The following is a 22,307-nucleotide window of genomic DNA, read 5'->3' as shown; positions in this document are numbered from 1 at the left end:
TAGTGGCGTTGCGATCGGGTTTGCGTTTCGCGATATCCTTCAAAATTTTCTATCTGGCATTCTAATTTTGTTAACGGAGCCATTTCGGATTAACGATCAAATTGTCTTTAAAAGCTTTGAAGGAACGGTTGAACGGATTGAAACTCGCGCAACGACGATTAAGACTTACGACAATCGCCGCATTGTGATTCCCAACTCCGAACTCTTTACCAATTCGGTCACGGTCAACACGGCATTCGAGAATCGGCGGATGGAATACGATGTGGGTATCGGATATGGAGACGATATCCAGCAGGCAAAACGACTGATGCTCGAAGCGATCGCGAGTGTGGATGAAGTTCTCAAAGATCCTGCACCCGATGTTTTGGTCGTAGAGCTTGCCGAAAGTGCGGTCAACATCCGAGTACGTTGGTGGATTGCGCCGCCGCGCCGCATTGATGACCTAACGTCTCGCGATCAGGTACTGAGCGCCATTAAACAGAAACTATACGTTGAGAATGGCATTGATCTGCCCTATCCAACCCGGCAAATTCTGTTTCATGATCAAACCGAAGCAACCGACGGCGATCGTACTCAACAACGGGAAGGATGGCCCGCTGGACACGATCGGCACACTCCAAAAGCTCGAAGCATCGGGGGCGCATTGCGATACCTTGCAGAACAAAAGCAGCAACGCAATGGGCATCAACCCACCGAATCGGCAAAAGACTCATGAAAAACACGAAGTTAACGAAACTGTGGGACTCGCTGCAATCAAGTTACTGGTTTTTACCAACTTTAATTGCAGGAGTTGCGGCAGTACTGGCGTTGATTCTGCTCTATGTTGACTGGATGGGCAAATCGCCAGGGTTTTGGTGGCTTTACACAGGCGGCCCTGATGGGGCGCGATCGATGCTCTCTACGGTCGCAGGTGCTATGGCAACAGTTTCAGGAACAGCGTTCTCCATTACGATCGTAGCGCTCCAGCTTGCATCATCGAACTTTGGACCTCGATTACTTCGCAATTTCATGCATGATGTTGGCAATCAAATCGTTCTGGGGACGTTCATTGGCACGTTTCTCTATTGCCTGCTGGTGCTGCGAACTATTCGAGGCGAAGGCTTTGATAAGTTTGTGCCGCAGCTTTCCGTTACCGTTGGCATGGGGTTAGCAATTTTTAGCACCCTCGTTTTGATTTATTTTATTCATCACGCTTCTACAATTATTCAAGCCTCTTCCGTGATTTCCAACGTGAGCGATGAGCTAGAGCGGACAATCAATCAACTGTTTCCCCAACAAATTGGACACAGTTCACGGGATACTCAACATCAAATTGGAGAAATCCCAACCCAGTTTGAGCAGCGATCGGCTCCCATTAAAGCTACTAAAAAAGGCTATCTGCAACTGATCGACGATGAGAACTTAATGAAAATTGCGCGTCAAGCAGATGTGTTGCTGTGCCTCAAAGTTAGACCTGGCAGCTATTTAATTCCAGGAATCCCCCTTGCTCTGGTGTACCCACAGGAGCATGTTTCTCCTAAGTTAACGAAGCAGATTAACGATGTCTTTATAGTCGGTAAAGAACGCACCGAAAAGCAGGATATCGCCTTTCCGATCGAACAACTTGTAGAAGTTGCTTCGCGAGCGCTTTCTCCGGGGATCAATGATCCCTTCACAGCGATTCGCTGTATTGACCGTCTGGGTGCAGGCTTAAGTCTACTGGTTCAGCGAGACTTCCCCTCTCCCTACCGTTACGACAACCATCACACTCTACGGGTGATTGTAGAGCCTGTGACGTTTGAGTTTCTGGTTGATCGTGCCTTTACCCAGATTCGTCAGTATGGGCAGTCAGATTCAGTGGTGATGATGCAATTGCTGGATGCGATCGCCCTCGTTGCTGCCTATGCGGAAACGCCAAAACAACAAATGGTTTTACAACACCATGCAGAGATGATTTTGCGAGGAAGTCGCCAAGGGTTATCTGAAGAGTACGATCGCAGCGAGGTCGAAAAGCACTATCAAACGGTTTTAGGTGCTTTAAATAATAGACCTCCGGCACCAATCAAATGGGATGAGCAAGCTCATCAAGCAAGTCTGCAATCAGAGGGGTAGCCCAGACCGCTTGGGATGGTTAGGATCTTCATTGGATATCTCCTCCGGGTAGCGATCGTTTGCTCAAAATTAAGAGACTAGGATTTAGCACCCGAACTTGGCACTCGAAACCTGGTTTTTCTACCAGAGGTAGGACTGTAGAAATTGTTAAGTGCTTGTAACCTAGCGATAAAGGAACTAGAAGAGTACTTGTGCAAATTCACACCAGATTGGGTTAAGCACGCGGTTTTTTATCAGATATTTCCCGATCGCTCTCTCTAAGCAATGCCAGCATTTGAGGAATCCAAAAATCCGCCCAAGTCATTATCTCGGTTTAGCCAACCCACCAAGAAGACTTCTTGACTGGGGTTAGAATTCACTCGCTGATTGCGATAATTGACGCGACCCCGAACAATTTTTTGAGCAGTCTGGGCATTGTTGTGGGCTAAAAGAGCCTTTTGAGTGCCTGGGCCAAAGATGCCATCGGCGCTAATGCCCAAGGCTTCTTGGAGAAACTCGATCGCGCCTCCCACTCCAAAATTAACCGCCGTATCGAAATGCACGATCGCTAAAGGCAACACCATGATCGGCGCTTGTGAGGGTTGCCAATACATTGAAAAATAGATGTCATGAACTTCTTTGTCAGTAATCCGGTCTACCCCTTGAGTCGGCAGTCGATTGTTGATGCGGTAAGTGTTGTAGGTGTTTTGAGTCACGCCCTTATTAGTCGCTCCGCCCGGATCATCAGGATGGTTCACATATCCGCCTTCCCATTGCAAGGTGAATTTAAGAGCAGTTGCCAGCGCATCAGAAGTCGGCTGTTTTTTTGCCCCTAGAGTGGGCGTAACTGGCATCACGGGCGGACGCGTATCAATCAGTTTTCGAGCAAAGGTGGCTCCAAATACGCCTGTGCTGGAGTTGTTGAGATGTGCCGCTTTGCAGAAACGATCGAGCGCATCTTTGGTCGCTGCCCCAAACACGCCATCAATGGCAGTGCTGATGTCAGTTCCTGGCATAAACCCGATCGCGCTTAAGCGAGTTTGCAGATCGATAATCAATTCTTTATCGCTCGTCAGCGTTGCTAGATTGACAACCGCATTATGTTCAACCAAATCTTTTAGATGCATGGCTTAACTCCTAAACTATGCGTATGGTGCCCTACACGAGAAATGAGGATTAGTTTTATGTCCAAAATTTAATATTTGGCATCTGAAACCTGCTTTTTCTACCAGAGGTAGGACTGTATAAATTGTTAAGTGATTGTAATCTAGCGTTGAAGGGAATAAAAACACACTCATGCAGATTCAAACACCAGACTGGGTTAAACACGCGGTTTTTTATCAGATATTTCCCGATCGCTTTGCCAAAAGCCAAACCTTACGCAAACGGCTGCATCATCACGATCGCTGGGAAGATTGGCACGAACTGCCGACGCTGCAAGGCTATAAGGGAGGCGATCTTTGGGGCGTAATCGAAAAGCTCGACTACATTCAAGATTTGGGCATCAATGCCATTTACTTTACGCCCATTTTTCAATCGGCTAGTAATCATCGCTATCACACTCACGATTATTATCAAGTCGATCCGATGCTGGGCGGAAATGCTGCTTTTCAAGAGTTTTTGGATGAGTCACATCGACGCGATATAAAAGTCGTTTTAGATGGCGTATTTAATCACTCTAGTCGCGGCTTTTTCTTTTTTCATGACGTGTTAGAAAACGGTCCGCATTCGCCTTGGGTCGATTGGTTCAAAGTTCATGACTGGCCCGTCAATGCCTATAACGGCGAATATCCCGCAAATTATGAAGGGTGGGATGGCAATCGGGCGTTGCCTGTGTTTAATCACGACAATCCTGAAGTGCGCGAATACATCATGGAGATTGCTGAATATTGGATTAAACTCGGCGTGGACGGCTGGCGGTTGGATGTGCCCTTTGAGATCAAAACGCCGGGATTTTGGCAAGAGTTTCGCGATCGCGTCAAAGCGGTCAATCCCGAAGCCTATATCGTGGGTGAGGTGTGGGGAGACTCGCGAGAATGGCTCGACGGAACGCAGTTTGATGGCGTAATGAACTATCTGTTTACAGGGCCGACGATCGCGTTTGTGGCGGGCGATCGCGTCGATCTCGATCAGGTGCAAGGTCGAGACTATAAGCCCTTTCCTCCTTTATTTGCAGCGGAGTATGCTGAAAAAATTCAGGCACTTTTAGCGCTTTATGACTGGCAGATTCAACTGACTCAACTCAACCTGTTAGCCAGTCACGACACGGCTCGTTTGCTGTCAATTGCAGGCAGCGATCGCCCCAGTGTTGAGCTTGCAACTCTCGTGCTGTTGACCTTCCCAGGTGCGCCTAGCATTTATTATGGTGACGAAGTTGGGTTGCCCGGTGCGCTCGATCCTGATTCTCGTCGGGGCTTTCCGTCTGAAGCAGATTGGGATTACAAGATTTTTGAGTGTCACCGTCAACTGATTGCGCTCCGTCATGCTCATCCTGCTTTGCGAACCGGAGATTACAAAGTTCTTCACGCTGAAGGAACAGTTTATATATTTGCTCGCAGCTTAGGAGATGACAACTTAGTGATTGCAGTCAATGCAGGAACAACTCCAGCTAAACTCACGCTCACTCAATCCGACCTAAAGCCCCAAAGTAAGTTGTTGTATGGCTCTGCTGACCTCCAGTGGGTTGATCAACACCTGGAATTGCATTTGCCTGAGCGATCGGGCTGTGTGCTGGGCTAATCTCAAGGTAGAGGTGATTTTGTAACACAACCTACAATTGGGAGGAGGAGTTCAACTGTGAGGTTATCTACTATTATTTCTAGGTTTTAATCTAGGAGTATTAATATGACGGACACACAAACTGGAACAGGCGCCCCGATTGGAGAACCTTCTGAGAAGGCAATGTCTAACCGAGATTTCGATCAAGAAGCTGCAAAACGAGACGATGTAGATGAGAAAAACACAGGTCTACCTGCTGAAGTAACCGACAAACTAATGGACGGTTCTGAGCAGGTCTTCTTAGCCGCCTTTAGAAACTCTCAAAAAGATGGTCTGAGTAAGGAAGCTGCCATGAATGTTGCTTGGAATAGTGTCAAGCAGGGTTTTGAGCGCGGTCAAGATGGAAGCTGGCACCGCAAGCAAAAGCCCGGTGATCAAACCATTAGTTCGGGTGTTGAGTCTAGCGCTAACTAGGCTGATGGTTGACGAGTTATTTTCTAATTCGTCTAGCGATAAGATCTTTATTTTATTGAATTATTAGGTGTGTTGTACAGTTGTTACAATACACCTAATTTTTTGATAATGAGTTCGGAAACGCTTTATCTGTTCGATCGTCTGCTAATGCAACTCGTTTAACCACAGCTTTAGAGCGATCGAAAACGGGAATAATTCAATCTCAGACCATTAACGAACTCTCTAAGAAGTTTGGGTTTGAAGAGGACAATATCGATGATGCTTTAGCATCTATTTGGTTAAGTCAATCACCTGAAACGCCCCAAAGAATTAAAAGTATTTCAGCAAGGTTTCTAACTTGGCTAGACGCTGCTCTAAAGATGCTTTAGTCGCCTCGACTTGTTCAATCCTTGCTTTCAATGCATCTACTAGGCGAATGTGAACCTGTTTATCGATCGAATGCTGAAAAACTGAAGCCATGTCCTGCTCGATTAGTGCGGCTTGAGCTTTGTTGTGGCTAGCCGTCGCCTTGCTCATGCTAACTCGACATTTACTTCTAAAGTCTGAACAGAAATTCTCTAAGATTTTGATGCTTTCTTGCAGACTTTGAGTTCCCAACTTTAGAGATTCTTTGCAAGTTGATGAGTCTGGCAGATTTCCAGGATGTAAGAGTGCTTCTTTCAATTGCTGTAGCTCATCATCGAGATCATCGTAACTTGTCAAAATTCAACACCTCAAGTCTCAGAACTTTATAACTCAAAACACTCAAAGACTGGTAGTTGTAAGATAAAAAACGTGTTCGCCTAAAGCCTAAGATAGCATTGATACCTGCCTAGGCTAGGATTAGGTCGTATGTAGACGAAGAAAACTATGTCTGAAGCAGTGCAATACGTGACAAATCAGCAAGGCGAGCGAGTCGGAGTCTTATTAGACCTCGAAACCTACCATCGCCTTTCTAATATTTCTGCTTCCGATGAAGATCTTTTGACAGGCTTGAGCCTAGAAGAGTTACAGGCGCTAGCAGACAGCCAACTTGCCTCTACTGAGCAGGTTCAACTCGGTGAACTGCTCATTCAAAATGCTGACGGGCAACTACCGCCCGAAGCAAATACAAAAATCGATCTGCTTTTGACACAAGTTGACAACCTGAACATTCTGAAAACCAGAGCTAGATACACTCTAAAGCAGCTTTACGGAGTTTCAATATAACGTGAGCGCTTATATCTCCGTTAAGTTGCAAAGTCAAGTTCGTTCTCGTTTTGCAAATTGTTGTGCTTACTGCCGGACTGCTGAATCTCTGACAGTTACAACCTTTGAGTTTGAACATATCGTTCCAGTTTCAAAGGGTGGAGAGACCATCTTTGACAATCTCTGTTTAGCCTGCTCATCCTGCAACCGCTACAAAGCTATTCGCCAAACCGCAACCGATCCGATTACACAAGAAGAAGTTGGATTATTTCATCCTCAGAAACAAGCTTGGAGCAGCCATTTTAAGTGGAATGAGGAAGCGATAGAAATCATTGGATTGTCCCCTACTGGTAGAGCAACCGTTGTTGTGCTGAAGATGAATCGTCCTCAATTGCTTCGTGTCCGACGAATGTGGGTGAAGATGGGTGAACATCCTCCAACAATTTAGATGCCAGAGCAAGTTTGACGGAGCAATCAAACTCGATTAGGCATTTTCTGAGAGTTAATTGCTCCGCAGTGATGTGGGTGAATCAGCGCAATTGAACTGATTCACCCACATCACAGAATTTTGGCATAACGCTGAGAACTACTCAATGACGCTACAGCTTGATTACAACCTTAATGCAATTATCTTTTTTGTGCTTAAAGGTCTCATAAGCTTGGGGCGCTTCGTCGATCGAGATCCGATGCGTGATCACAAACGAGGGATCAATGTCGCCATTCTGAATGTGTCTCATTAACGGGTCAAGGTATTTATGAACGTGGGTTTGTCCCATTTTCATCGTTAGACCTTTGTTAAAAGCAGCCCCAAACGGCATCTTGTCCAAAAAGCCTCCATATACCCCTGGAATTGAAACGGTGCCCCCTTTGCCGCAAGCGACCATTACCTGTCTCAATGCAGTCGGACGATCGGTCTCTAGTCGGACGGCTTGTTTAACCTGGTCATAGAGATAATCGGGGCCCGTCCCGTGAGCTTCCATGCCAACTGCATCGATACAAGAATCGGGCCCACGTCCTCCGGTCATTTCTTTAAGCGCTTCTCCTGCATCCACTTCTTCGTAGTTGATCACCTCAGTTGCGCCTGCTTGCTCTTTGGCCATTTTTAAGCGGTCAGGAAATCGGTCGATCGCAATCACACGTTCGGCTCCCAGTAAAAAAGCGCTGCGAATTGCAAACTGCCCAACGGGGCCGCAACCCCAAATCGCAACGGTGTCTCCAGGTTTAATATTGCAGTTTTCAGCCGCCATATAACCCGTCGGAAAAATGTCAGTTAGAAACAGCACCTGATCGTCAGTCAAGCCTTCAGGAACTTTGTACAAACCAACATCTGCAAAGGGAACGCGGGCATATTCTGCTTGACCGCCAGCATAACCACCAAAAATGTGAGAATAGCCAAATAACCCGGCGGCTGAATAACCGTATAACGCTTCTGCCATAAAGGCGTTGGGGTTAGAGTTATCGCAGAGTGACCACTGAGCAGTTTTGCAGCTATAACAGTTTCCACAGGAGATGGTGAATGGAACGACCACACGATCGCCAATGCTTAAATTCTTGACACCGGAACCGAGTTCGACAATTTCGCCCATAAACTCGTGTCCCATAATGTCGCCCGACATCATACTGGGAATGAACCCGTCATAGAGGTGCAAATCAGAGCCACAAATCGCGGTTGAGGTGATTTTGACAATGGCATCGCGAGGGTTAAGAATTTTGGGGTCAGGCACGTTTTCGACTCGAACGTCTTTCGCACCGCGCCAGCAAACTGCTTTCATTTAAGGGTTCTCCTAGTGAGTTTATGAATTGTGGGTAATGATTTTTGCGGCGATCGCAGCGTTCCATTACCCACCAAGGGTTTATTTGAGATCTGTCAGGTTTAGCAATCTATCGCTCTGTCTGGTAGTAACCAGGCTTTGATGTGTTTTCGATCGCTTCCTTGCTTTCTTTTGCCGCAGCTTTAGACTTGTCGGCGATGTCGTTAATGACTTTTCGAGATTTGCCTGTGACCGTATCGGTAGCCTTTTCAGCTTTGTCTGCGGCATCGTTCGCTTTCCCGGTCAGTTCTCTGCCAAACTCTTTAGTGCTTTCAGGAATCGGCTCATTAAGGTTGAGCTTTTCTTTGATATTCTCAACCGCTTCTTTGAGGCTATTTTCAGCGCTGCTGATTAAAGGATCGCGTTGTGGCTGGTCAGTAACTCGATCCTGGGCGCTCGTTTTTAGAACGTCTTTTGTCGGGTCTAAGGTGCCATGATTTTTAAGAATGTCTGAAGAATCTAATGCCTTGAGATTTCGAGCGGCTTCTTGAGCGCTATCAGCCTCTTTGATCACTTGTTTGGCTGCATCAGGAGTGACGGCTGCCACCGCTTGAAACGTTGCAGGATTGCTAAACAAAAGACCAACAAACAAGAAGATGCCAAATAGGAGAGTGGTTAAAGATTTAATCATTTGAGTCACAGTGAGTTAATGGGAAATTGCAAAGATGAACTATGGTTTCAGCACAACTTTGATGCAGTTGTCTTTTTTGTGCTTGAACGTCTCGTAGGCCTGACTAGCTTGGTCTAAGGGCATCTGGTGCGTAAACACAAACGAGGGATCGATCTCACCTTTAACGGCCCGATCGAGCAACATCGGCATATATTTTTGCCCAAACATTTGCCCCATTTTGAAGGTCAAGCCTTTGTTGAAGGCGGCACCCATTGGCATTTTGTCGAGGAAGCCCGCATAAACGCCCATGATTGAAAGAGTGCCACCCTTGCGACAGGCCAGAATCATTTGACGAATGACGTGAGGCCGATCGAGAGACAGTTTCACGGCTTGTTTCACTTCGTCATAAGCGCCCATGAAGCCCATGCCGTGAGCTTCGAGTCCGACAGCATCAATGCAGGCATCGGGTCCACGTCCTCCGGTCATTTCTTTGAGCGCTTCGCCTGCGTCCACTTCTTCGTAGTTGATGGTTTCGGCTCCACTCTGCTCTCTTGCCATCTTTAAGCGTTCAGGAACCCGATCGATGGCGATTACTCGCTCGGCTCCTAACATATAAGCACTGCGAATCGTGAATTGACCGACTGGACCGCAGCCCCAGACGGCAATAATATCGCCGCGCTTGATGTCGCACAGATCTGCGCCCATAAACCCAGTTGGGAAGGCATCAGAGATCGGCAAGGCTTGCTCGTCGGTGAGTCCGTCAGGAATTTTGACCGCACCATAATCGGCAAAAGGAATTCTCACATATTCGGCTTGTGCTCCTGCATAACCGCCGAACAGGTGAGAATAGCCGTAAATTCCAGAGGTGCTGAAGCCAAAAAGTGGCTCTTGTAGCGCTCCTTTAGGATTTGAGTTGTCGCACAATGACCACTCTTGATGCTGGCAGTAGCGACACTGACCACAACTCACCATCGAAGAAACAACAACGCGATCGCCCCTTTTCAGCTTTTTGACTTCGCGCCCTGTCTCGACGATTTCGCCAATGAATTCGTGACCGATAATGTCACCCGGCACCATTGAGGGAATGTAGCCGTCGTAAATGTGTAGGTCAGATCCACAAATCGTCGTTGCCGTCACTTTGAGAATGGCATCTCGTGGATTGAGAATCGTCGGGTCAGGAACGTTATCGACCCTGACATCGTTAGTACCGTGCCAGCAAACGGCTTTCATTTAAGATTTCTCCTGTAAGCTATTGACCCCTTGATTGCCCTTCAGTCGTAGCAATTTCGCCCGTTTCCATCAGTTGTTTAAACCGACGCAATTCGTCGCCGATCTGCTGTTCGGGTTCTTCACCAAATAGCTTGGCGATCGTGGCTGTTAACATCCCTCCCGGTACGTTGTATTCCATTACAACTTTGACTTCAGTACCCCGATCGCCAGGAGCAGGTTGGAATCGAACAAAGCCAGAGTTATCCACCTCTGCACCCTCCTCAGATGCCCAGGCGATCAGTTGATTGGGCTGGTCGTTGATAAGGTCGGCATTCCATTCGATCGTTTGACCCATCGGAGCGTTTGCGACCCAATGCGATCGACGCAGATCGAGCACCTGCACTGATTTGACGTGTTTCATAAACGTCGGCAGATTCTCAAAGTTGTGCCAATAGTTATAAAGGTCTTCAGCAGATCTATTGATCGTGACCGTCTTCTCAACTTTGATCGCTTTATTGATACCCGTGGCATCGGTTACTTTTTCTTGAAGGCTTTTATCTGTGGTTGCGCCGTGATAAGCGAGGCTACCACCCGCGATCGCTGTTAGGATTCCTCGTAGCGATCGCTGTTTCAATCCCATTAGCACCATTGCACTGCCCCCAACGATCGATGCCCAGCGTTCTGTGTCAGAAACAGTTGCATCACCTTGAGATTGACTTTGATTAGTTTTGTCTGATTCTGTTTCCATGATGTTTTGTATAGAGGAATGAGTGTGATGGCAAATCTGTTCGTTGTCTATGAACGCTCTATAGAACGTTTCTCTGTTCGTTGTTTAGGGACACTTGATCAAACCCCGTCCCTAAACCACAATCGTTGCTGCTCAACCGCCACTGACAGCAGGTCTGCTGGTTGGTTTAGGAGCCTCTGGCGTGCCCACTAACCGAGCTTTATAGAGGTCAGCGATGCGCTGCTCGTCTTTGGCAAGCGTGACCTCCATTGCATCAAAGATGGCGACCGTAGCCGGATCGGTGAGCTTGTTTCGCAAGTTGTAAACATCGACAACGCCCGTTTGCAGGTCGCCTAGAGCGCGTCGTAGAATATCAAGATCCTGCTGACTGGTTTGAAAGAAGGTCTTCAAAGTTGCAAAAGCACCGCTTGCATTGGCTTGCAGTGAGGGAGTTTCGCCCAATACATTTAGGCGCGATTCAAGGGTCTGAATATGACGCGACTTGTTTGCCCGAATTTCTTGAAAGAGTTCTCGTGTTGCTTCATCAGGCGCGTTTGAAGCGTAGTGTTCAAAGGTTTCAAACCCGTAGCGCTCACCTGCGATCGCTGTGTTAATTGCGTTCACGATTTCGCCCTTGCTAGACCCGCCCCATTCTTCGCCCAGCTTCCACCAACCTGCGTCCACATCGCTGATATCGGGCAATGTCGTATCGGCAACCGACAATCCTAAAGTGGTCAAAATTGCAGTGGTGAAGATTGGCAAATCTCCAGGACGACGCGAGGTAATCAGATTGTCGTCGATGACTAACGGCTCATCGACAAATTCGGCTCCGGCGTTTTGCATGTCTTTGCGAATGGCGCGAAAGCCAGTTGCTCTGACCCCTTTGAGCAAATCGCCCTCGATTAGGACTTGCGGGCCGTGGCAAACCGAAGCGACTAAAATCCCCCCTGTAAAGGCATCTTGCACAAAACGAACCGTCTTCATGTTGGTTCTCATTTTGTCAGGAGCCATGCCACCGGGAATGATTACTGCGTCAAAATCAGCCGCGATCGATTCCGTTGTAGTCGCATCCGCTTTGATCGAAAGCTTACCTTCTTTGCCTTTATACTCCTCATTCATCCGAGAACCCAGCACCACCACATTGGCTCCCGCTTTCTTCAACGCATTATAAGGAATCTGAAATTCTGAATCTTCTACGCCTTGCTCAATGAGAATAGCGACTCGTTTCTTATCACTTGTTTGACCGTTCGTAACCATTGCGGCATCTCCTTGCATTCTGACGCTTCCTTGATGGAGCGGCCCGTTTAGACGAGCTTTGTTCTACAGACCTCGCCTTATCAAGCACTGTTAAGCCTATGTCTGCAACCCAATCTCTCTCCTCGCTCTAGGGAGATAAGCCCGTCTCTCCCTAGAGAAGGATCTCAGGCTTAAATCACTGGCGATCTACCTAATTGAAGATTTGCGTAAATTTTGAAATTCGTTAACGTGCAGTCATAAGCGGATAGTTTTGGAGGAATCATCATGTCTGACGCAGAATTTGCCGAAGCTAGCCCCACCGATCGCGATGATCTTGAGTCAGCGGTTCACAATCTTGGCGGCAATCTTGAACGGCTAGAAGAGCCAGAGAGCGACGAAGAAATTGCTGACGATGACGTACCGCAAGAGGTCACAGAGTCTTACGGGACGGGCGTTCACGATGTGCCGGGTTTTAGCATCGGCGGGCGAACCATGCGCGATCGAATGCACGATCTCAACGAAGCAACCCCCGACTTAACGGGCGGTGATATTGATGCTGACTATGAGCAAGCTAATGCAGATGGTGACGAGTCGGTAGGTGGCACCGTCAACACGCCTGATATGGATATTGTGGATGATTTGGGTAAAGCAGTTGGTCTGGAAATGAATGATTTCAACTATCTGCACACTAATGAAATTTTAGAACAACGCGACGATCGACGCTGGGAGCTAGAGCCAAAGTCATCAGACGATTATGACGATCGCAAAGCGTTAGAAGAGGAAGAAGAAATTCTTTAACCTAGCCTTGCTTATAATTGCTCGATTACGAAATCAGCTACTCAATGACAACTGATAAACCACCAAAGATAAAGGATGAAAATGAACTTAAAATCAATTGATCAACAAGTTGTTGTTGTCGTGGGAGCCTCAAGCGGAATTGGCAGAGACACGGCCTTAAGGTTTGCTAAAAAAGGCGCAAAAGTAGTGGTGTCTGCCCGCAGCAAAGAAGGATTAGCCACCTTAGTTGAAGAAATTTCTGCTATGGGAGGAACCGCGATCGCGGTTCCTGCCGATGTCGCTGATTTTGAGCAAGTTAAAGCGATCGCAGAGAAAACCGTTGAGCACTTTGGGCGGCTGGATACCTGGGTTCATCTCGCGGCAACGAGTGTGTTTGCCACCTTTGACAATGTGACCCCCGAAGAATTCAGACGCGTCATTGATGTCACCTTAATGGGACAGGTTTATGGCGCAATGGTAGCCTTGCCTCATTTGAAGCGAGAAGGACGAGGCGCGTTAATTCACATTACTTCCCTAGAGGGACGACGATCGCTGCCTTATCAAAGTGCTTATTCGGCTGCTAAACATGGCTCGATCGGGTTTATTGACGCAATGCGGCTCGAACTCAAAAACGAAGGCTATCCAATCAGTGTCACAAACATTATGCCAGGTGTGATCAATACACCGTTCTATAACAAAGGCAAAACTAAACTAGGTGTAAAACCAACAGGAGTTCCGCCTTACTATAGTGCAAGTTTGGTCACAGATGCCATTCTTTATGCAGCAGAACATCCGGTTCGTGACTATATCGTCAGTGATGTCGGTCGCATTCTAGATATCGCCCAAAGAATTTCACCAGGACTCGTCGATCTATTGCTGTTAGCGATCGCCTTCCCATTCCAAAAAACTGATGAGCCTAAGTCTGAAGATGATCCCAATAACTTGTATGAGCCGATTCAAGGCTATGACAAAGTGAATGGTGATTTCGATCAGTTAGAAATTCCTAGCATTACTGACATGCTGGACAAGGGCCCAGCGTTAGCGATCGGCGCATTTGCGGTCGCTGCCTTGGGCGTAGCTGCCCTGCTAGGCGGATTGGGCGATCGCTAAAACTGATCGCAAGAGAACCCGTACGGGCATGGCACTGCCGTGCCCTCATGCGGATCTGCCACATTCACAAATCAAATGGGTATGACAAAGACTCCCAAGCAGACACCCTCTCTTCAGAAGATTGCTCACGATCGACTCGGCTTTAACGACCTGCGTCCTGGTCAAGAAACGGCAGTGCGATCGGTTTTAGAAGGCAGAGACACGCTTGCTGTCATGCCCACAGGCTCAGGAAAATCAGCGATCTATAAACTAGCAGCGTCTCAAATTCCAGGAGCCACTGTAGTTATTTCACCCCTTCTGGCACTTCAACACGATCAGGTCGGCATGATCGATCATCAAGATGTGGGTGTAGCAGCAGTGGTTAACTCCACGATTAACCCCCATCAGCGAACTGAAATCTTTGAGCAGTGGGCAGAAGGCAAACTTGAATATCTCTTCTTAGCACCCGAACAGTTTAACAACCCCGATACGATCGAGCGGTTGAAAACCACAAAACCATCGCTATTTGTCGTCGATGAAGCGCACTGCATCAGCGAATGGGGACATGATTTTCGTCCTGATTATTTGCGCTTAGGCACGATTATTGACTCGCTAGGTCATCCTCCAATTTTGGCACTGACAGCGACAGCATCTCCCCCCGTGCGAGAAGAAATCGTTCGACGACTGGCGATGCGCGACCCGCAAATTTTAGTCCGTGGGTTCGATCGCCCTAACATCTGGCTGGCGGTTGAGCGATTTGGAGATGATGACGAAAAGCGTGAGGTGTTTATCAATCGAGTCAAACACGCAGAGAAACCCGGAATCGTGTATGCTGCCACTCGCAAAGTCACTGAGCGAATTGCAGAATTGCTAAAAGCAGAAGGAATTAACGCCATTGCTTATCATGCTGGACTGAAACCCAAAGAACGGGAACAGGCACAAGATACATTCATGAATGATCAAGCAGACGTGATCGTAGCGACTACTGCCTTTGGAATGGGAGTGAACAAGCGGAACGTTCGCTTTGTATTTCACTACAACATTAGCGATTCTATCGACTCTCATTATCAAGAAATCGGACGGGCGGGGCGCGATGACAACCCTGCAAAAACCATTTTGTTCTATGTGCCTAAAGACTTGAATCTGCGGCGATTCTTTTCTGGTAGCGGCAAACTTGATGCCCAGCAAATCGAGCGCGTTGCTCAAACGGTGCAAAGTCAGGCGACTGCGATCGAGCTTAAGCGCCTGCAAGAACTCACCGATTTATCAAAGTCTAAGCTCAAGAAAATGCTCAACCAGTTGCAAAGCGTAGGAGTCGTCGAAATGCTGCCGACTGGCGAGGTAATCGCTGCAAAAAATAGCCCCGATCTTCATAAAGCAACGGCTGATATGCTGCAAGCCCAAGAACGCAACACCAAAGTTGAGCGATCGCGCTTGGAAATGATGCGAGGCTATGCAGAGGTGCGAGATTGTCGTCGCAAATACTTACTCAATTATTTTGGAGAACAAGTTGATCGGGCGTGTGGTCATTGCGACAACTGCAAAGCAGGAATCGCTGCCAGCAAAGATGGGCTGAAGCCCTATCCAATCAACAGCCAGGTGATTCACAAATCCTGGGGTGAAGGCACTGTGATGCGCTATGAAGCCGATAAGGTTGTCATTTTGTTTGAGGAAGTTGGCTACAAAACGTTAAGCACAATGACTGCTGTGCTGCGAGGTCTTTTACGTCGAGCCGACATTAACTAGGGATCGTGAATTAAATAAACGCGTAGGGCATGGCACTGCCGTGCCCATTGATTATGCTAACCCACACGATTTAATCCACGATCGCCAGAATTCATTTCGTTCTAAATCACAAACTCTGGCAACGCCCGATCGTGCCACTTTCCCTGAAACCATTCCGACACAAACGGACGAATCACAAACTTCACAGGCTCGCCTGCCTGCACGTCGATTCGCAAAAATGAGTAAGGTCGGTGCTTTTGAGAGCCTCTGCCCTCGCGCCCAATAAATAGCTGTGACTTTGCGACCAGAGTCTCTTCTCTTCCATCCAACGATTCGGTCAACTCTGCTCCTTCAACTCTTTGACGGCGCAAACTATAACCACTGCCGCCGCACACGATCCAATTAGTGTTGGCATCGGCATGACCCGTGTCAGTGGTTCGCAAATATTCTAAGCAGTGAGCGTGACCATTGAGAACAAGATCGATGATCGCTCGTCCTTTTGTTAAATTGCCGACTTCTTGAGCCACTTCGTCCAAGACTTGCCGCACTCTTCGCCGCACCGCTAACGTTTGTGCTTGTTGCCATTTAGTCGCCTCAGTCACATAAGGCGGATGGTGAAAAAACAGGACTCTGCCTCTTACGCCTGCCGTTCTCCAAGATTGAATCAGCCGATCGCGCAACCATTCCAACTGTGCGACATCTGCCACAGTGTTCTCGTCTACATTGAGTTGCTTATAAATGTCTCGCTGAACTTCCTCAAGCTGCTCTAATTTGGCCCGAATATCATCCATTTGTTCAGCATCTTGAGGTTGGTTGGGATTCAGTTTTCCCGATCGCTCCAGCATTTGCTGCATTTCTAGCTCTACGGCTGCATATCGGGTTTCTAAAGTCTGACGATAAGCGTGCCCCTCAGATGTTTTGGGCAACGGTGCAGGCGCGTTAAACGTGTTGGAGTCTAGCGCAAAGAAATCAACCCCACCACTGCGAAAGGTGTAATAACGATTGGGCAGCCGCGTAAATTTTCCAGGCTCATAGCGCAAACATCGCCCCGTGTCTGTCTCAGCGGTGTAGTGACGATCGAGATGGTTTCCTAACCCGCCGCGCATCTCGATCGATCGCAACCCATCTAAAAACGCCTGAGCATAAGCTTTGCCCTGAAACGAACCGTGCCAACCGATATCAAAATCTAGGCGCGATTGCAGCAGTCGTCGAATGGGATAGGTTAGCTGAATTGCCAACCCATAAGCAAATGGAAGGTCATAGTAATCATGATTTCCTGGCACCACTAAAAATGGCAGATTAAACACCATTTGATCATGAGAAATTCGGTTGTAGTGTTCACCTCCAACGATGAATTCTCGATAGGGCTTGATGAAATTTTTGAGATAAAACTCGCTAGAGCCAACCAGATAAATCACATCGCCCGTGTGCAAAATAAAGCGCGAATCTTGCCGATGGTCGAGCATCTGCTTGGCAATTTGCCGTTGTGGACTGTGACCCCGATGCTGCCCAGAGCCGCTATCGCCAATCACCAAAAACGAAAATTCTGGAGTGTCTTCTTGCCCGTCTGCTAAGACGAGCCGCGTCTGATCAATTCCTCGATCGACGATCTCACCCGCTTGCCACCGCACTCGCTCCTCCATTTTCTGGATCTTGACCGCGATCGAGGGATCAGACACAAACTGCATAATTTCTCGCCTATGTAACTCTGCTATGCGCGATCGTACTCGGATACCCACCTAGCTCAACATCTACCGTGGGCTTAGGATCTTCAATGATCAAAGTTAAAGAACTTGTTGACTGAGGTTAAGAAGTTAAAGATGTGACAAATTTATTTTGTATTTTAAACCACACCATAGATTGCAAAAACTGCTCAAAGCAAGTCCCAGACTCCTTCAAAAGTTTTGACCCCGATAGAGATCAAAAACTGTACTGGGGTATACTGTTGAAGACTCCCTGAAAAACTCTTCAGTCAGATCTGGAATCTCTCTAGATACTATTGTTGTAGTCCAAAGAATTGCGAGTCTTCTCAATCTACGGTGTGAATACGGAAGTGATCATGAAAAACATTTTGTGGAAGTCGCTACTTGCGACCCCAGCACTTTTGAGTGCTACTCTCACTGTTTCTGCTGCGATCGTCACGGCTGGCGTTGCCAGTGCTGCTGATGCACCCAAGTCTGTCGAAGTCGCTCAAGCAGCGACTGCTGAGACCAGCGATACCTCCCTCGACCCAGTAAAAGCTTACGGCAGCGAAGGCGCAGATAACGCCGAAATCAGCCAAGTTACCTCAGTTTCGCAACTGTCTGACGTGCGTCCGACTGACTGGGCGTTTCAGGCGCTTCAATCTTTGGTTGAGCGCTACGGCTGCATCGTCGGCTATCCCGACAAAACTTTTCGCGGCAACCGCGCTCTGACTCGCTTTGAGTTTGCGGCTGGCTTAAATGCCTGTCTCGATCGCGTCAATGAGTTAATTGCGGCAGCAACGGCTGACCTGGTTAAGAAAGAAGACCTGGTAACCCTGCAAAGACTGCAAGAAGAGTTTGCGGCTGAATTAGCTACCCTGCGCGGTCGCGTCGATGCGCTCGAAGCTCGCGCCACTACCCTTGAAAAGCAGCAATTCTCGACCACCACCAAGCTCAGAGGGGAAGCAATTTTCTCATTCTCTGGTGCTTTGGGTGATTCTAAAGCGATCGGTTCTTTTACACAAAGACAGATTGATAACACCTTTCCGCCAGGTGCAGCCAGAGATGCCGCAAATGCCGCCGCTCGTAGGAACGTTGATGAAAACCAAACCTTTAGCGATCGGGTTCGTCTTAGCTTTGCGACCAGTTTCACTGGCAAAGACAGCTTGTTGACTCGTCTACAAGCTCGCAACATTACCGCTTTTGCAGATGCTACGGGCACCAACATGGCGCGGCTCTCCTATGAGGGCAGCAGTCCTTCTGGTACGCCTGCTAACAACTCGCTCTCTGTAGACAAGCTCTTCTATCGCTTCCCGATCGGTGCTGGAACCGTGACAATTGACGCGATCGGCGGTGAGTTCTACAACAACGTTCCCAACTTTAACCCGCTACTTGCCAGTGATGGGCAGGGCACGATCTCTCGCTTTGGTCGGTTTAACCCCATCTATCGCCAAGGCAATAGCAACAGCGCTAGTGGTGCGGGTGTGACCTTAAACTATCCTCTCAGCCAAGCGCTCACCGTGTCTTTGGGCTACCTTGCTGACAACGCGTCTAACCCAACCAATGCCAATGGGTTGCTTAACGGTTCTAACGCTGCTCTGGCTCAAATCGCGTTTAAACCAAGTTCAACTATTGACTTAGGTCTAACCTACGTTCGGGGCTACGATCGTGGCGGCAACGTTAACGTCAGCAGTGGCACTGGCAGCCTCTTGGCAAGCCAACCCTTTGGTAACGCTGCAACCTCTACTGATCAGTTTGGTATAGAAGGTTCTATCCGTCTCACTCCTGGCTTCACGTTAGCAGCTTGGGGGGGCTACACTACAGCTCGCCTGGAAAGCCGAACCGCTAATGCAGATGCCGATATCTGGAACTGGGCAGTCACGCTTGCCTTCCCCGACCTGGGTAAGAAGGGCAACTTAGCAGGGATTGTTTTTGGTCAGCCTCCTAAAGTGACAAGCAATAGTCTTGGAGGCGCTTTTAGAGACCGGGACACCTCTTTCCACCTCGAAGGTCTATATCGCTATCAGGTGAGCAACAACATCTCGATTACGCCTGGCATTATTGTGATTTTTAACCCAGAACACAATAGCGTCAACGATACTGTTTACGTCGGCACTGTTCGGACGACCTTCACTTTCTAAGCCTCTTAGTTAAGCTGAATTTTAAGCCCTGCCTCGTGCGGGGCTTTTTTGGTGTTGACAAATCTACTAAACCCCAGTGGAAAACCGGGGTATACTAAAAGAGTTGGTCTTGCCAACAGAACCGCTCTCCTACCCTGTGATGTTATCCGTGGAACTTTCTTGTAAGAGCGAGTACGCCCTTCTAGCATTGATAGAACTGGCGGCTCATTATGACACGGGCGAACCCTTGCAAATTCGGCAGATTGCAGCTCAACAAAACATTCCCGATCGCTATCTAGAACAACTGCTGGCAACTCTCAGACGCGGCGGCATCATTCGCTCTCAGCGCGGGGCAAAAGGCGGCTACACGTTAGCCCGCGAACCTTGGAAGATCAATATTTTAGATGTGATCATTTGTCTAGATGGGTTAGAAAATCAACCCAAAGATCAAGACAACGACACCCAAAATGATAAAACGGTAGAAGGTGCCGTTATTCTTGAGATCTGGCAAGAAGCCCATCACGCCGCAAATGAAATTCTGCAAAAATATACTTTGCAAGATTTGCGCGATCGTCGCGACTCTCGACAGCAACTCGATTTTATGTATTACATCTAACCTCTTCTCGCCATGCGTATTGCCCAAAATGTAACTGAACTGATCGGTCGCACTCCTCTAGTGCAGCTAAACCGAATTCCGCAAGCCGATGGCTGTGTCGCCCAAATTGTGGTCAAGCTAGAGGGCATGAATCCCTCTGCTTCGGTGAAAGACCGCATCGGCATCAGCATGATCAATGCCGCAGAGCGCGAAGGCTTGATCCAACCAGAAAAAACGGTTTTGGTAGAGCCAACTTCAGGAAATACTGGAATTGCCCTAGCGATGGCGGCAGCAGCCAAAGGCTATCGCTTGATCTTAACCATGCCTGAAACCATGAGTTCTGAGCGACGAGCGATGCTGCGTGCCTATGGAGCCGAACTAGAGCTAACCCCTGGCATTGAGGGAATGGCGGGCTGCATTCAACGAGCGCAAAAAATTGTAGACTCAACGCCTCATGCCTATATGCTGCAACAGTTTCGCAACCCAGCTAACCCGCAAGTGCATCGGGAAACCACCGCCGAGGAGATTTGGCAAGACACCAACGGACAGGTCGATTTTGTGGTCGCGGGCATTGGCACGGGTGGCACTATTACGGGCGTTGCAGAGGTGTTAAAACAGCGCAAGCCCTCATTTCAGGCGATCGCAGTTGAACCTGCTACTAGCCCCGTTTTGTCAGGTGGTCGTCCGGGTGCTCACAAAATTCAAGGCATCGGTGCGGGCTTTATTCCTCCAGTTTTAAACGTGAGCTTAATCGATGAAGTGATTGCCGTTAGCGACGATGATGCGATCGCTTATGGTCGTCGCCTTGCCCGCGAAGAAGGGTTGCTTTCTGGGATCTCTAGCGGAGCCGCGTTGAAAGCCGCGATCGTAGTCGGCAAACGTCCCGAAAATGCAGGCAAGCTGATCGTGATGATTCAACCCAGCTTTGGTGAGCGTTATCTCAGCACTGCCCTTTTTCAAGACCCAGAACTCGCGATGTCTAGAGAAGGTTAAGGAAGAGTGAAGGTTGAATGGGAAGTTTTTTACTGCTTACTCTTCACCCTTGACCCCTCATCCCTTTAAAATGGCACCATGCCACATCCATCTAGTTATTATCAAACGTTAGACGTTGAGCCAAACGCATCTCAAGCGGAGATTAAGAAAGCCTATCGGCGGATGGCAAAGCGGTTTCACCCAGATGTCAATCAAGAAGCCGCAAACCACGACAAGATTACTCGAATTAATCAAGCTTATGAAGTGTTGGGTGATCCGCAAAGTCGCCGCTCTTATGACTATCAGCTTCAATATGCGCTAGACCTAGAAGCAGAAGAGGTTGTGGGTGAGAGCGCCAGCGATCGCCAAAAGCGCACCGCAGCCGCCCAAGAATTCTATCGTCAGCAGCGCCAAGCCGAACAAGATGTTGATAGTCAGCTTAAGCTATGGCTGAATCGAGTTTACACGCCAATCAATCGACAGATAAATCTGATTTTGCGCCCTTTTAAGGCTCAAATGAAAGAACTTTCTGCTGACCCGTTTGACGATCGGTTGATGGAGGCATTTCAGGCATATATTGAAGATTGTCACAAAGCCCTGAGCAAAGCTCAGACGGTTTTGCGTTCTTTGCCTAATCCTCCAATCGCAGCAAAGGCTGCTGCCAATCTCTACCATTGCCTCAATCAAGTCTCTGATGGCATCGAAGAGCTAGAATATTTCACCAATAATTACGACGATCGTCATCTCCATACAGGACAGGAGCTATTTAGAATTGCTGAACGACTGCGGCGAGATGCTTTGGCAGATGTGCGAGAACTGCGTTAGTCAAATCGAATACTAACAATCTTTCTTAATCACATTAACATTTGGTTAACTAGTCGTTAAGATAGGAACGTTTCTTATGAGTTGCTAAGAGTCTCTGCGATCGAGCGGCGAGATTTCTAGAAGTCAGAAGTTCTGCAAAGTTCCCCAACGCTAGAGGAAAGCACAGACGGCGATGCTCTGTACAAGGACGCTTTTTAATAAGGAGATAAAAAATGGCTAATCAATTCGACTTTTTGCATCCCCGCAGCCGCTATCGGGGTGAGGTTAAGCCTGAGAACCTAGTTTTTAATGCAAACTTACAGGAGTTTTCTCAGCGCATTACCTATATTTGCTGCTTAGAGACTGGCGGCAAGCTGACCCCCGAAGAGTCTTATCGAGAAATTAAATCTCTTTGGAAACAACTCAAGAGAAGCAAGAAGCAGCTTGGCATCGGCAGCACTCCGACTCAAGAAGGTGGAGATGCAGCTATCTAAACAGAATGGTTGAGTCGCTTAGGCTAC

The 22,307-nt window shown here is 48.1% G+C and carries 22 protein-coding genes; 14 read left to right on the top strand and 8 right to left on the bottom strand.

From position 1 onward, the window contains the following. Positions 1-715 (top strand): mechanosensitive ion channel family protein (locus tag BRW63_RS02815; protein ID WP_073069397.1); only part of this gene is annotated, 715 nt, incomplete at its 5' end. Beyond that, on the top strand, positions 712-2,091 hold the full coding sequence (locus tag BRW63_RS02810) for a DUF2254 domain-containing protein (protein WP_073069396.1): 1,380 nt from the start codon (positions 712-714) through the stop codon (positions 2,089-2,091). The genes BRW63_RS02815 and BRW63_RS02810, both read left to right, overlap by 4 nt. 257 nt (positions 2,092-2,348) lie before the next feature. Here the strand turns inward: BRW63_RS02810 and BRW63_RS02805 are convergent, their stop codons facing one another. Continuing rightward, the gene (locus tag BRW63_RS02805; protein WP_073069395.1) at positions 2,349-3,197 is read right to left on the bottom strand and encodes a glycosyl hydrolase 108 family protein; all 849 of its coding nucleotides are present in this window, start codon (positions 3,195-3,197) and stop codon (positions 2,349-2,351) included. A gap of 169 nt (positions 3,198-3,366) precedes the next feature. Here BRW63_RS02805 and BRW63_RS02800 point away from each other — a divergent pair, with 169 nt between their 5' ends. Both BRW63_RS02800 and BRW63_RS02795 read left to right on the top strand, forming a co-directional pair. After that, positions 3,367-4,809: a glycoside hydrolase family 13 protein gene (locus BRW63_RS02800; RefSeq protein ID WP_073069394.1), complete on the top strand. Its 1,443-nt coding sequence runs from the start codon at positions 3,367-3,369 to the stop codon at positions 4,807-4,809. A 105-nt stretch (positions 4,810-4,914) separates the two neighbouring features. Beyond that, a complete protein-coding gene (locus BRW63_RS02795; protein WP_219898320.1) occupies positions 4,915-5,262 on the top strand; it encodes a ChaB family protein in 348 nt (115 codons plus the stop codon). A gap of 309 nt (positions 5,263-5,571) precedes the next feature. On the opposite strand, the gene BRW63_RS02790 is transcribed toward BRW63_RS02795, so the two are convergent. Further along, positions 5,572-5,964 (bottom strand): hypothetical protein, encoded by a 393-nt coding sequence (locus BRW63_RS02790; RefSeq protein ID WP_073069393.1) that lies wholly within the window; start codon positions 5,962-5,964, stop codon positions 5,572-5,574. A 147-nt stretch (positions 5,965-6,111) separates the two neighbouring features. Between BRW63_RS02790 and BRW63_RS02785 the strand changes: the two genes are divergently transcribed. Beyond that, entirely contained in the window at positions 6,112-6,450 is a 339-nt protein-coding gene (locus BRW63_RS02785) for a hypothetical protein (RefSeq protein WP_073069392.1), read from the top strand. 1 nt (position 6,451) lies between these two features. Beyond that, positions 6,452-6,877 carry an HNH endonuclease gene (locus BRW63_RS02780; RefSeq protein ID WP_073069391.1) on the top strand — a complete coding sequence of 142 codons (426 nt, stop codon included), beginning with the start codon at positions 6,452-6,454 and terminating at the stop codon, positions 6,875-6,877. A gap of 151 nt (positions 6,878-7,028) precedes the next feature. On the opposite strand, the gene BRW63_RS02775 is transcribed toward BRW63_RS02780, so the two are convergent. The 5 genes from BRW63_RS02775 to BRW63_RS02755 form a co-directional block, all read right to left on the bottom strand. Then, positions 7,029-8,201, bottom strand: a complete 1,173-nt coding sequence (locus BRW63_RS02775) for a zinc-dependent alcohol dehydrogenase (protein ID WP_073069390.1) — start codon at positions 8,199-8,201, stop codon at positions 7,029-7,031. 109 nt (positions 8,202-8,310) lie between these two features. Then, positions 8,311-8,871: a hypothetical protein gene (locus BRW63_RS02770; protein ID WP_073069389.1), complete on the bottom strand. Its 561-nt coding sequence runs from the start codon at positions 8,869-8,871 to the stop codon at positions 8,311-8,313. A gap of 39 nt (positions 8,872-8,910) precedes the next feature. Further along, complete coding sequence (locus BRW63_RS02765; protein WP_073069388.1) at positions 8,911-10,080, bottom strand: zinc-dependent alcohol dehydrogenase; 1,170 nt, start codon at positions 10,078-10,080, stop codon at positions 8,911-8,913. A 19-nt stretch (positions 10,081-10,099) separates the two neighbouring features. Then, positions 10,100-10,807, bottom strand: coding sequence for an SRPBCC family protein (locus tag BRW63_RS02760; RefSeq protein ID WP_073069387.1), 708 nt, complete (start codon positions 10,805-10,807; stop codon positions 10,100-10,102). 132 nt (positions 10,808-10,939) lie between these two features. Continuing rightward, positions 10,940-12,043, bottom strand: coding sequence for a DJ-1/PfpI/YhbO family deglycase/protease (locus tag BRW63_RS02755; RefSeq protein WP_073069595.1), 1,104 nt, complete (start codon positions 12,041-12,043; stop codon positions 10,940-10,942). Positions 12,044-12,307: 264 nt separating this feature from the next. On the opposite strand from BRW63_RS02755, the gene BRW63_RS02750 reads away from it, so the two are divergent. From BRW63_RS02750 to BRW63_RS02740, 3 genes are all read left to right on the top strand, one after another. Next, the gene (locus tag BRW63_RS02750) at positions 12,308-12,820 is read left to right on the top strand and encodes a DUF6335 family protein (RefSeq protein ID WP_181314317.1); all 513 of its coding nucleotides are present in this window, start codon (positions 12,308-12,310) and stop codon (positions 12,818-12,820) included. Between the two features lie 81 nt (positions 12,821-12,901). Then, positions 12,902-13,909 carry an SDR family oxidoreductase gene (locus BRW63_RS02745; RefSeq protein ID WP_073069386.1) on the top strand — a complete coding sequence of 336 codons (1,008 nt, stop codon included), beginning with the start codon at positions 12,902-12,904 and terminating at the stop codon, positions 13,907-13,909. An 81-nt stretch (positions 13,910-13,990) separates the two neighbouring features. Then, positions 13,991-15,634 (top strand): RecQ family ATP-dependent DNA helicase, encoded by a 1,644-nt coding sequence (locus tag BRW63_RS02740; RefSeq protein ID WP_073069385.1) that lies wholly within the window; start codon positions 13,991-13,993, stop codon positions 15,632-15,634. A gap of 101 nt (positions 15,635-15,735) precedes the next feature. Here the strand turns inward: BRW63_RS02740 and BRW63_RS02735 are convergent, their stop codons facing one another. Beyond that, complete coding sequence (locus tag BRW63_RS02735) at positions 15,736-17,301, bottom strand: metallophosphoesterase family protein (protein ID WP_073069384.1); 1,566 nt, start codon at positions 17,299-17,301, stop codon at positions 15,736-15,738. Between the two features lie 371 nt (positions 17,302-17,672). Between BRW63_RS02735 and BRW63_RS02730 the strand changes: the two genes are divergently transcribed. From BRW63_RS02730 to BRW63_RS02710, 5 genes are all read left to right on the top strand, one after another. Then, the gene (locus BRW63_RS02730; RefSeq protein WP_073069383.1) at positions 17,673-19,436 is read left to right on the top strand and encodes an iron uptake porin; all 1,764 of its coding nucleotides are present in this window, start codon (positions 17,673-17,675) and stop codon (positions 19,434-19,436) included. Positions 19,437-19,584: 148 nt separating this feature from the next. Next, the gene (locus BRW63_RS02725) at positions 19,585-20,031 is read left to right on the top strand and encodes an RrF2 family transcriptional regulator (protein WP_073069593.1); all 447 of its coding nucleotides are present in this window, start codon (positions 19,585-19,587) and stop codon (positions 20,029-20,031) included. 12 nt (positions 20,032-20,043) lie between these two features. Then, the gene (gene cysK, locus BRW63_RS02720) at positions 20,044-21,003 is read left to right on the top strand and encodes a cysteine synthase A (protein ID WP_073069382.1); all 960 of its coding nucleotides are present in this window, start codon (positions 20,044-20,046) and stop codon (positions 21,001-21,003) included. Positions 21,004-21,081: 78 nt separating this feature from the next. Next, on the top strand, positions 21,082-21,807 hold the full coding sequence (locus tag BRW63_RS02715; protein ID WP_073069381.1) for a DnaJ domain-containing protein: 726 nt from the start codon (positions 21,082-21,084) through the stop codon (positions 21,805-21,807). Between the two features lie 212 nt (positions 21,808-22,019). Beyond that, positions 22,020-22,280 (top strand): DUF7219 family protein, encoded by a 261-nt coding sequence (locus BRW63_RS02710; RefSeq protein WP_073069380.1) that lies wholly within the window; start codon positions 22,020-22,022, stop codon positions 22,278-22,280. The last annotated feature ends 27 nt before the right edge of the window (positions 22,281-22,307 follow it).

It is taken from the genome of Phormidesmis priestleyi ULC007 (assembly GCF_001895925.1).
GTDB classification, from domain to species: Bacteria; Cyanobacteriota; Cyanobacteriia; order Leptolyngbyales; family Leptolyngbyaceae; genus Phormidesmis_A; species Phormidesmis_A priestleyi_A.
This window is presented reverse-complemented; position numbering and strand designations above follow the sequence as displayed.

Coding starts and splice junctions, on each gene's coding strand:
- BRW63_RS02775 (WP_073069390.1), bottom strand. CDS start 8,201: ATGAAAGCAGTTTGCTGGCGCGGTGCGAAAGACGTTCGAGTCGAAAAC.
- cysK (WP_073069382.1), top strand. CDS start 20,044: ATGCGTATTGCCCAAAATGTAACTGAACTGATCGGTCGCACTCCTCTA.
- BRW63_RS02810 (WP_073069396.1), top strand. CDS start 712: ATGAAAAACACGAAGTTAACGAAACTGTGGGACTCGCTGCAATCAAGT.
- BRW63_RS02740 (WP_073069385.1), top strand. CDS start 13,991: ATGACAAAGACTCCCAAGCAGACACCCTCTCTTCAGAAGATTGCTCAC.
- BRW63_RS02710 (WP_073069380.1), top strand. CDS start 22,020: ATGGCTAATCAATTCGACTTTTTGCATCCCCGCAGCCGCTATCGGGGT.
- BRW63_RS02765 (WP_073069388.1), bottom strand. CDS start 10,080: ATGAAAGCCGTTTGCTGGCACGGTACTAACGATGTCAGGGTCGATAAC.
- BRW63_RS02735 (WP_073069384.1), bottom strand. CDS start 17,301: ATGCAGTTTGTGTCTGATCCCTCGATCGCGGTCAAGATCCAGAAAATG.
- BRW63_RS02770 (WP_073069389.1), bottom strand. CDS start 8,871: ATGATTAAATCTTTAACCACTCTCCTATTTGGCATCTTCTTGTTTGTT.
- BRW63_RS02760 (WP_073069387.1), bottom strand. CDS start 10,807: ATGGAAACAGAATCAGACAAAACTAATCAAAGTCAATCTCAAGGTGAT.
- BRW63_RS02805 (WP_073069395.1), bottom strand. CDS start 3,197: ATGCATCTAAAAGATTTGGTTGAACATAATGCGGTTGTCAATCTAGCA.
- BRW63_RS02800 (WP_073069394.1), top strand. CDS start 3,367: ATGCAGATTCAAACACCAGACTGGGTTAAACACGCGGTTTTTTATCAG.
- BRW63_RS02745 (WP_073069386.1), top strand. CDS start 12,902: ATGAACTTAAAATCAATTGATCAACAAGTTGTTGTTGTCGTGGGAGCC.
- BRW63_RS02715 (WP_073069381.1), top strand. CDS start 21,082: ATGCCACATCCATCTAGTTATTATCAAACGTTAGACGTTGAGCCAAAC.
- BRW63_RS02750 (WP_181314317.1), top strand. CDS start 12,308: ATGTCTGACGCAGAATTTGCCGAAGCTAGCCCCACCGATCGCGATGAT.
- BRW63_RS02730 (WP_073069383.1), top strand. CDS start 17,673: ATGAAAAACATTTTGTGGAAGTCGCTACTTGCGACCCCAGCACTTTTG.
- BRW63_RS02795 (WP_219898320.1), top strand. CDS start 4,915: ATGACGGACACACAAACTGGAACAGGCGCCCCGATTGGAGAACCTTCT.
- BRW63_RS02755 (WP_073069595.1), bottom strand. CDS start 12,043: ATGGTTACGAACGGTCAAACAAGTGATAAGAAACGAGTCGCTATTCTC.
- BRW63_RS02785 (WP_073069392.1), top strand. CDS start 6,112: ATGTCTGAAGCAGTGCAATACGTGACAAATCAGCAAGGCGAGCGAGTC.